Here is an 8,274-nt window from a genome sequence, read left to right on the forward strand (position 1 = left end):
ATAGTGATTGTCCTCTTATTATCAGCAGGTGTAATTGCTGCTGTTTTAAAAGCCTGCGAAGGCTATTTTAAAATGGCTTCTTAAATTTTTTCTTCATTCATAAAATAACTCAATGCACCACTTGGGCATTTTTTGACCTGCTCAATAATTTGTTCGGTACTTGCTTTATCCATTTCTATCCATGGTGTACGGCGGGGATCAAATACCTGCGGTAAACCTTTAAAACATATTGCTGAGTGAGTACAAATTTCAGGTTTCCAAAATACAGTAACTTCCCCATTGGTGTACCTATGTGTTTTTAGCGGCATATAAAATATTTTATTTAACAACAAATCACAGCTAATTTACAAAAAAAGGCAAATTTTATTGTTATTTTTACAGCAAACTCAAAACATGGTTTCTAAAATATCTGAAGGTGTAAAAATTAGTGTGGAAACATACTATCAGCCAGATTACAGTAATCCTGTAAACAGTGAGTTTATGTTTGCTTATAAAATTACTATTGAAAATAACAATACTTTTCCTGTAAAATTATTAAGCCGTCACTGGTACATTTACGACAGTAACAGCAGCATAAGAGAAGTAGAAGGCGAAGGGGTGGTAGGTGTGCAGCCACAAATTAATCCAGGTGAATTTTATCAATACATTAGCGGATGCAATTTGAGAACTGAAATTGGTAAAATGCATGGCACCTATCTTATGGAGAATATAAACAACAAAAAAACTTTTACTGTTGTAATCCCTTCATTTCAAATGAGTACCCCTTTTAAGCTAAATTAACGTTCTTTGTGTTGTTTTTACACGTATCTTTAATGCGTAAATCAAAGAAATGCAGCTGGAGTTTTTATAAACCTTTCCTATAATTTCCATTCTCTTTTTTTAATAAATAAAACCTGTTGGTAAACCCTGAACTTTACCAACCAGATAATTTGCTATGTCAAAAATCACATTTTCAAACCGCAACAATGAATTTTATCAGAGCCTGAAAGTTTCTGTGGATGAATATTTTGAAAAAAAGAAGATAAAAAAAACAGGCGACTGGAGGTTATTTAGTAAGACTATTATTTTAATTGGTGCTGCAATAACTATGTATTGTTTGCTGATGTTTGTTAATATGAGTGCGTTGCCTGCTTTGTTATTATGTGCTGCTTTGGGTTTTGTATTTTCATCTATAGGGTTTAGTGTAATGCATGATGCTAACCATGGCAGTTACAGCACAAAACCAATGTTGAACGATTTATTGGGATTAAGTGCAAACGCATTAGGGGCAAGTTCTTTTTTCTGGAAACAAAAACATAATATTATTCATCACACTTACACCAATGTTGATGGCATTGATGATGATATTGCTAAAAGCCCCATCATTCGTCAATGCGAATCGCAAAAATGGGTACCTGCACACAAAGTGCAGCATTTGTACTTGCTGCCCGTTTATGCTTTGTCTTCTATTTTTTGGTTGTTTTTTATGGATTTTACAAAATACTTTACACGTAAAATTTATACCACTGAGGCATGGAAAATGACGGCAAAAAATAAAGCCATTTTTTGGGCTACAAAAATTTGCTACCTCGCTTTTTATATTGTGCTGCCTGTTGTTAAATGGGGCTTCCTGCCATGGTTGGGAGGGTTTTTACTATTGCATGCGGTAATGGGTTTAACACTTTCTCTTGTATTTCAACTGGCTCACGTGGTGGAGAACACTGAGTTTGAAACTATAGCATTGGATGAAACCAAACATATTGAAACAGCATGGGCCGAACACCAGATAAGAACCACATCAAATTTTGCAATGGGTAATAAAGTTATTTCGTGGTTTGTTGGCGGTTTAAATTACCAGATAGAACATCACTTATTTCCAAGAGTAAGCCATGTGCATTATCCAGCTATCAGCAAAATAGTTATGCAAAAATGTGCAGAGTATAATTTACCTTATAATAAATACGATACCATGTGGGAGGCTTTAGGATCGCATTTTAGAGTGATGAAATTTTTAGGAAGAAAGCCAATGGCTTTGCAACAGCAGGTTGCAGCTTAATTTACATTAAGGCTTATACTTAGCTTCCTGAAAAATTGTATCAGCATCAATTGCCATTAGTTTTTGCAAAGTAATTTCCAGATTTTTTTGCATGTATTTTTTTACAATTTGCCAGCCGGCAAAAGAGCCGATGTTTCCTGGTGATGCATCCCCCAGTTCCTGCGTTTTAGGCGACTCCCCAATGTAATTCTTTATAACATTTTCATCCACGGTTTGCAGTAAATTATTTTGTACAAATAGATCCCAAATTATTTTTTCGTTTTCGTAGGCACTTTTAAGCTGGTCGTTTTTATAGCCAATTAATTTGTATTCATCTGCACGGGGTAAAATTTTGCTTAAAATATATAAACGTTTTCCTTTCTCCACCATTTGCTGCACTAAAGATTTATCTTCCATTTTTTCTGGATAAAGATCCAGTACAATATTTTTTAAATTATTTACAGTAATATAACCTGGGTCAAAACGGTTAGTGATGTACTCAGGATAGGTTTGCTGTACCTGTTCTGATTTGTACAATGAAAAATCTTTTCCCAGATGAAGATGTAAACCCACAAAGATTGCATCGTCAGCAATAATATCACCAAAGCCATCAAGAGGGCCTATGTAAGTAATAATTTTATCGGGCACCCTGTAATTAGGAAAATAATATTTTACAAACTGCAATCCCTTTTTTATTTCTGCTTCATACGGTGAGAAATCTTTAAATACCAGCATAGCTGTATCGTAAACATTGCGGTGCTGATTGATAAAAAGTTTTACATATGCAGCAGTGCTGTCGATGCTCCATTTAGGATCGGCGCCTAAAATTGTAGATAAAAAATTTTCGCCAAAGGATGGATATGCAGCAATAAGCTTGTCTAAACTGGCTGCAAAATTTAGAGTGTCCAATGTAAACAAATCTTTTTCGAACCGCTGGGTGCTTAATTCAATTTTTACATTGGATACATCAGGGATTTTATCGCCATTGTTGCAGGAAAAAACTAAAATGCTTATAAATAACAAACCAAATAATATCCGCATTGTTGAATAATTTAACTTTACAAAATAAAGGAATCATTTTTATAACAAAACATAAAATTCTCCGCCAGTCAGCGGATCAGCGGCATGAAAATATTTTTAGCACAGCAAAATTATCATATCGGCAACTTTGAAAGTAATACACAAAAAATTATTTGCGCCATCAACGAGGCTAAAAAACAGGGTGGCGATTTAATTGTATTCAGCGAGCTGAGCGTTTGCGGCTATGCGCCAAAAGATTTTTTAGAGTTTGATGATTTTATCAGCAAGTGTTATGCAGCTATTGATGAAATAAAACAACATGCCGACACTATTGGTGTACTAATTGGCGCACCCGACAGAAATCCGGTACGGGAAGGAAAAGATTTGTTTAATGGAGCTTATTTGTTATTCGAAAAAAAAATAAAAGCTGTTGCTCATAAAACCTGTTTGCCCAATTACGATGTGTTTGATGAATACCGTTATTTTGAACCGGCTTACGACTGGAAAGTAATGGAGTTTAAAGGAAAAAAACTGGCCGTAACCATTTGTGAAGATATCTGGAACCTGGGCAATAACCCCTTGTACCGCATTTGCCCGATGGATGAATTAATGAAACAGCAACCCGATGTAATGATAAATTTATCAGCATCGCCATTTGATTACACACACAATGAAGACCGTAAAGCAACCATTAAAGCTAATGTTGTAAAATACAAACTGCCTTTATTTTATTGCAATGCAGTGGGCAGCCAAACCGAAATTGTTTTTGATGGAGCCTCCTATGCTTTTGATAAAAATGCTAATCTGTGCGGAAGCTTACCTATGTTTCAATCTTCGCTGCAATCTTTTATTTTAAATGATGATGGAACAATTGATGCTCCCATTATTGAACCTGCCAGCCGTGTGCCTGATAAAGAATTAAATCCGGCAGGGTTAGAAGAAAATTTAAACATTGCCATGGTTCATGATGCTATTGTGATGGGTATTAAAGATTATTTTACCAAGATGGGATTTACCAAAGCCATTTTAGGCAGCAGCGGTGGCATTGACAGCGCAGTAACTTTAGTACTGGCTTGTGAAGCATTAGGTGCGGCAAATGTAAGAGCGGTTTTAATGCCGTCAGAATATTCTACCGGGCATAGTGTAAGCGACGCCGGACAGTTAAGTAAAAATTTAAACAATCCTTATGATATTGTACCCATAAAAAATATTTACGATAGTTTTTTGCAGGAATTAAAACCCATTTTTAAAGACCTTCCTTTTAGCATTGCAGAAGAAAATATACAAAGCCGTACAAGGGGAAATTTATTGATGGCGTTGGCCAATAAATTTGGCTACATCTTATTAAATACGTCCAATAAAAGCGAACTGGCAACAGGCTACGGAACACTGTATGGCGATATGGCCGGCGGTTTGGGTGTATTGGGAGATTGTTATAAAATGCAGGTGTATGCGTTGGCAAAATATATTAATCGTAACAAAGAAATTATACCCAACAACATTATTACAAAAGCCCCCAGTGCAGAGTTAAGGCCGGGGCAAAAAGATTCTGACTCTTTACCCGATTACAGCATTCTGGATAAAATTTTATTTCAATATATTGAAAGAACACAGGGTCCCAACGAAATTAAAGCGCAAGGTTTTGATGCAGCATTGGTTGACCGTGTTTTAAAAATGGTAAATATTAATGAATACAAGCGCAACCAGTTTTGTCCTATAATACGTATTTCGCCAAAGGCTTTTGGGGTGGGGAGGAGAGTGCCGATTGTGGGGAAATATTTGAGTTAGTTAGAGTGATCCATCCCTTGCTAACTTTACTGGCACAATGATTTTAATTTTGTATCTTAAATAATAATTTGAAATTGGATTTATATGAAATTTAAAACAGCTTTTCTTTTTATTATGATTTTTAGCGCAAAGTTTAAATCATATTCCCAAGAGGTTAATTTTAAAGTCCTATCTAAAGAAGAACAGCTTCAGCTAATAAAAATCGAAGAGGAGAAATACAGAAAGTCACATGATTCAATTGGTGTTTGGATACAAAAAAGCCAGTTTGATAGGTTAGTGGCAAAATATACTGAACTTAACGATAGCAATATTAAGGAACTGAATTATAAAGACCTTATAATTGTTGTAAGAATTCGCAATACAATTGCATTCAGGGATATGGCAAAAATTGAAAAATATAAATTATTTAATACTTTTTTTGATCAGCACTATTTAAATATTGCTGTTGCAAAGCTAGAGGCCTTTATTTCTAAAGGCTATTGTTATTATTCGAAAAAGCATGATGTTTATATTGGTTGGAGTGGTTTGCCAAATAACAACAGTCTTTATTTCTTACCTTCTTAATTAATAAAGCTACACTTTTCAATAATCATATTTTTTCCACCACAACTGCTGTTCCATAAGCCAGCACTTCGGTTACACCGTTCATAACTTCATTAGCATCATAACGCATATTTATAATAGCGTTTGCGCCACGTTCGTTAGCGTGCTGCAGCATTAATTGAAAAGCTTCCTCCCTTGTTTTTTCACACAGTTCAACATAAATAGAAATTTTACCGCCAAATAAAGTTTGAAAGCCACCGGCAATATTACCCAGCAGGCTGCGGCTGCGAACAGTAATGCCACGTACTATGCCCAAATGTTTGGTAATGCGGTAACCTTCCAATAGATTTGAAGTAGTAATTAATTGCTGATCTACCATACAAAAAGTTTTCTTAAAGATAATTGGATTTTAACAGATTTTTGCCCCGCTTATCAAGATGGCAAAATTTTTGTTAAGGGGAGAGTACGTAAATTGCGCCCCTATCCCCTAAAGGGGGAAATGGAGAAGATAGGTTTGCAAAGAATGAAAAGAATATGGTGGTTATGATAGTTTCATAAGCGCTTAAGGTGGGTAGAGAAAAAATTATATATTTTGTAAAGTCCCGTAGGAAATACAGGAGCTTTGCAAAACATAATAAATAAAACATCATTAAAGCTCAATAAAGAAATATTGTACAAGAGTGCGACGCCAATGAAGATGAAAAATGCGATATGGCCCGGCTCCAAAAAAAAGAATATATGTTACAAACCGCCGAAGACATCCGTTTGCTGAACGAAAAAATAAATCATGCAGCCGGATTTGTTACCAGAATTAATGACGAATTAAGCAAAGTAATTGTTGGCCAGCAGGGAATGATTGAACGCCTGCTGATTGGCCTTTTAAGTAATGGCCACGTTTTGCTGGAAGGTGTACCCGGCCTTGCAAAAACGCTTGCTATAAAGTCGCTTTCGCAAACGGTGCATGCCGCTTTCAGCCGTATTCAATTTACGCCGGATCTGTTGCCTGCCGATGTGGTAGGAACGATGATATACAACCAGGCAAAAAATGAATTCATGGTGCGTAAAGGGCCGATATTTTCTAATTTTATTTTAGCAGATGAAATAAACAGGGCACAGGCAAAAGTGCAAAGTGCTTTATTAGAAGCCATGCAGGAACGGCAGGTAACCATTGGCGATACCACCTATAAATTACCGGAACCATTTTTGGTTTTGGCCACACAAAATCCTATTGAGCAGGAAGGCACATATCCTTTGCCGGAAGCGCAGGTGGACAGGTTTATGCTTAAAGTAATTGTGGGGTATCCTTCTAAATCAGAAGAGCAAATGATCATTCGTCAGAACACATTGGGGTTAAGTTTTCCACCGATAAACCCTGTTGCGGCTACCAGCGAAATTTTAACTGCAAAGGAATTGGTAAGACAGGTTTACTTAGATGAAAAAGTAGAAAATTATATTTTGGATATTGTTTTTGCCACACGTTTTCCGGATAAATATAATTTGCCAAAATTAAAACCATTGATAGGTTTTGGCGGCAGCCCAAGAGCCAGCATTAATTTGGCACTGGCATCTAAAGCTTATGCATTTTTAAATAAACGTGGTTATGTAATTCCTGAAGATGTAAGAAGTATTTGTAAAGATGTATTGCGCCACAGAATTGGATTAACTTATGAAGCCGAAGCAGAAAATGTAAATGTAGAGCAAATAATTGATGAGATATTGAGGGTGGTGAATGTGCCATAAAAACCCCTAAATCCCCTAAAGGGGACTTGCAAAGAGTAAAATGATTTGAGCAACTTTTAATATTTCGCTTGTTTAAAAAGAAAAAAGATATAAAAACTGATACTGACCAAAGCCCATTTAAAGGGATTGGCGGCGCTATGACTACAGAAGAAATTTTGCGTAAGGTTAGAGAATTAGAAATTAAAAGCAAAAAAATAACTACGCATTTATTTTCGGGAGAGTATCACTCTGCTTTTAAAGGAAAGGGGATGAGTTTTAGGGAAGTAAGAGAATATTATGCAGGCGATGATGTACGTTTTATAGACTGGAATGTGAGTGCAAGATTTGGCAGTACGTTTACTAAAGTATTTGAAGAAGAGAGAGAGCTTACGGTGATGTTATTAATAGATACCAGCGCCAGTAATTTATTTGGTACTGTTACCCGGCAAAAAAAAGATTTGATAGTGGAAATGGCTTCGGTAATTACGTTTAGTGCTGTAAGTAATAACGATAAAGTAGGCGTTATTTTTTTTAGCGATAAAATTGATAAATACATTCCGCCCAAAAAAGGCCGACAGCATGCTTTATATATTGTAAGAGAATTATTAACCGTGGAAGCAACTAAGAAAGGCACTAACCTTGATGAAGCAATAAAATATTTCACCACTTCGGTTAAGCAAAAAAGCATAGCTTTTTTATTGAGCGATTTTTTAGATACCGGGTATGATAATGATCTAAAAGTAATTGGTAACAAGCATGATGTTATAGGCATAAGGGTGTACGACAAAATGGATATGCAATTGCCCGACGCAGGATTAATACAGGTACAGGATGCCGAAAGCGAAAAAAGCAAATGGATAGACAGCAGTAATGCATTGGTGCGTTATAATTATCAGCAGCATTTTATGGAGCAAAGCGAAATTTGTAAAAATCATTTTAAAAAAGCGGGAGCAGAGTTACTGCATGTGCGTACAGATGATGATTATGTGAAAATATTACAGCAGTTTTTTATTAAACGAAATTAAAACCCACGTCTCCGCCAGCTGGCGGAGAACTTAGGCCGGAATGAATTACAGATACGTCACATACAGAACTTTGTTAAGCATTTCTTTTATTTTGTTTTTTTCTTTTGCGTTTGCACAGGCGCCTTCAGTAAAAACTGATATTGATAAAACTGATATTTTAATTGG

9 protein-coding genes are annotated in these 8,274 nt (G+C 35.8%); 6 read left to right on the forward strand and 3 right to left on the reverse strand.

Annotated elements, in window-relative coordinates; genetic code table 11:
* Positions 1–80: 80 nt before the first annotated feature.
* The gene (locus ACY65O_RS06235) at positions 81–308 is read right to left on the reverse strand and encodes a (4Fe-4S)-binding protein (RefSeq protein ID WP_462219991.1); all 228 of its coding nucleotides are present in this window, start codon (positions 306–308) and stop codon (positions 81–83) included.
* 85 nt (positions 309–393) lie between these two features.
* Here ACY65O_RS06235 and apaG point away from each other — a divergent pair, with 85 nt between their 5' ends.
* Both apaG and ACY65O_RS06245 read left to right on the forward strand, forming a co-directional pair.
* A complete protein-coding gene (apaG, locus tag ACY65O_RS06240; RefSeq protein ID WP_462219992.1) occupies positions 394–780 on the forward strand; it encodes a Co2+/Mg2+ efflux protein ApaG in 387 nt (128 codons plus the stop codon).
* A gap of 154 nt (positions 781–934) precedes the next feature.
* Complete coding sequence (locus ACY65O_RS06245; protein WP_462219993.1) at positions 935–2,035, forward strand: fatty acid desaturase family protein; 1,101 nt, start codon at positions 935–937, stop codon at positions 2,033–2,035.
* A 6-nt stretch (positions 2,036–2,041) separates the two neighbouring features.
* On the opposite strand, the gene gldB is transcribed toward ACY65O_RS06245, so the two are convergent.
* Positions 2,042–3,055 carry a gliding motility lipoprotein GldB gene (gene gldB / locus ACY65O_RS06250; protein ID WP_462219994.1) on the reverse strand — a complete coding sequence of 338 codons (1,014 nt, stop codon included), beginning with the start codon at positions 3,053–3,055 and terminating at the stop codon, positions 2,042–2,044.
* 84 nt (positions 3,056–3,139) lie between these two features.
* Here gldB and ACY65O_RS06255 point away from each other — a divergent pair, with 84 nt between their 5' ends.
* Both ACY65O_RS06255 and ACY65O_RS06260 read left to right on the forward strand, forming a co-directional pair.
* A complete protein-coding gene (locus ACY65O_RS06255) occupies positions 3,140–4,822 on the forward strand; it encodes an NAD+ synthase (RefSeq protein ID WP_462219995.1) in 1,683 nt (560 codons plus the stop codon).
* 84 nt (positions 4,823–4,906) lie between these two features.
* Positions 4,907–5,386: a hypothetical protein gene (locus ACY65O_RS06260; protein ID WP_462219996.1), complete on the forward strand. Its 480-nt coding sequence runs from the start codon at positions 4,907–4,909 to the stop codon at positions 5,384–5,386.
* Positions 5,387–5,411: 25 nt separating this feature from the next.
* Here ACY65O_RS06260 and ACY65O_RS06265 read toward each other — a convergent pair whose 3' ends face one another.
* Complete coding sequence (locus ACY65O_RS06265) at positions 5,412–5,744, reverse strand: YbjQ family protein (RefSeq protein ID WP_462219997.1); 333 nt, start codon at positions 5,742–5,744, stop codon at positions 5,412–5,414.
* Between the two features lie 359 nt (positions 5,745–6,103).
* On the opposite strand from ACY65O_RS06265, the gene ACY65O_RS06270 reads away from it, so the two are divergent.
* Both ACY65O_RS06270 and ACY65O_RS06275 read left to right on the forward strand, forming a co-directional pair.
* Complete coding sequence (locus tag ACY65O_RS06270) at positions 6,104–7,105, forward strand: AAA family ATPase (RefSeq protein ID WP_462219998.1); 1,002 nt, start codon at positions 6,104–6,106, stop codon at positions 7,103–7,105.
* A gap of 68 nt (positions 7,106–7,173) precedes the next feature.
* The gene (locus ACY65O_RS06275; RefSeq protein WP_462219999.1) at positions 7,174–8,109 is read left to right on the forward strand and encodes a DUF58 domain-containing protein; all 936 of its coding nucleotides are present in this window, start codon (positions 7,174–7,176) and stop codon (positions 8,107–8,109) included.
* The last annotated feature ends 165 nt before the right edge of the window (positions 8,110–8,274 follow it).

It is taken from the genome of Ferruginibacter sp. (assembly GCF_031430955.1).
Taxonomy (GTDB): domain Bacteria; phylum Bacteroidota; class Bacteroidia; order Chitinophagales; family Chitinophagaceae; genus Ferruginibacter.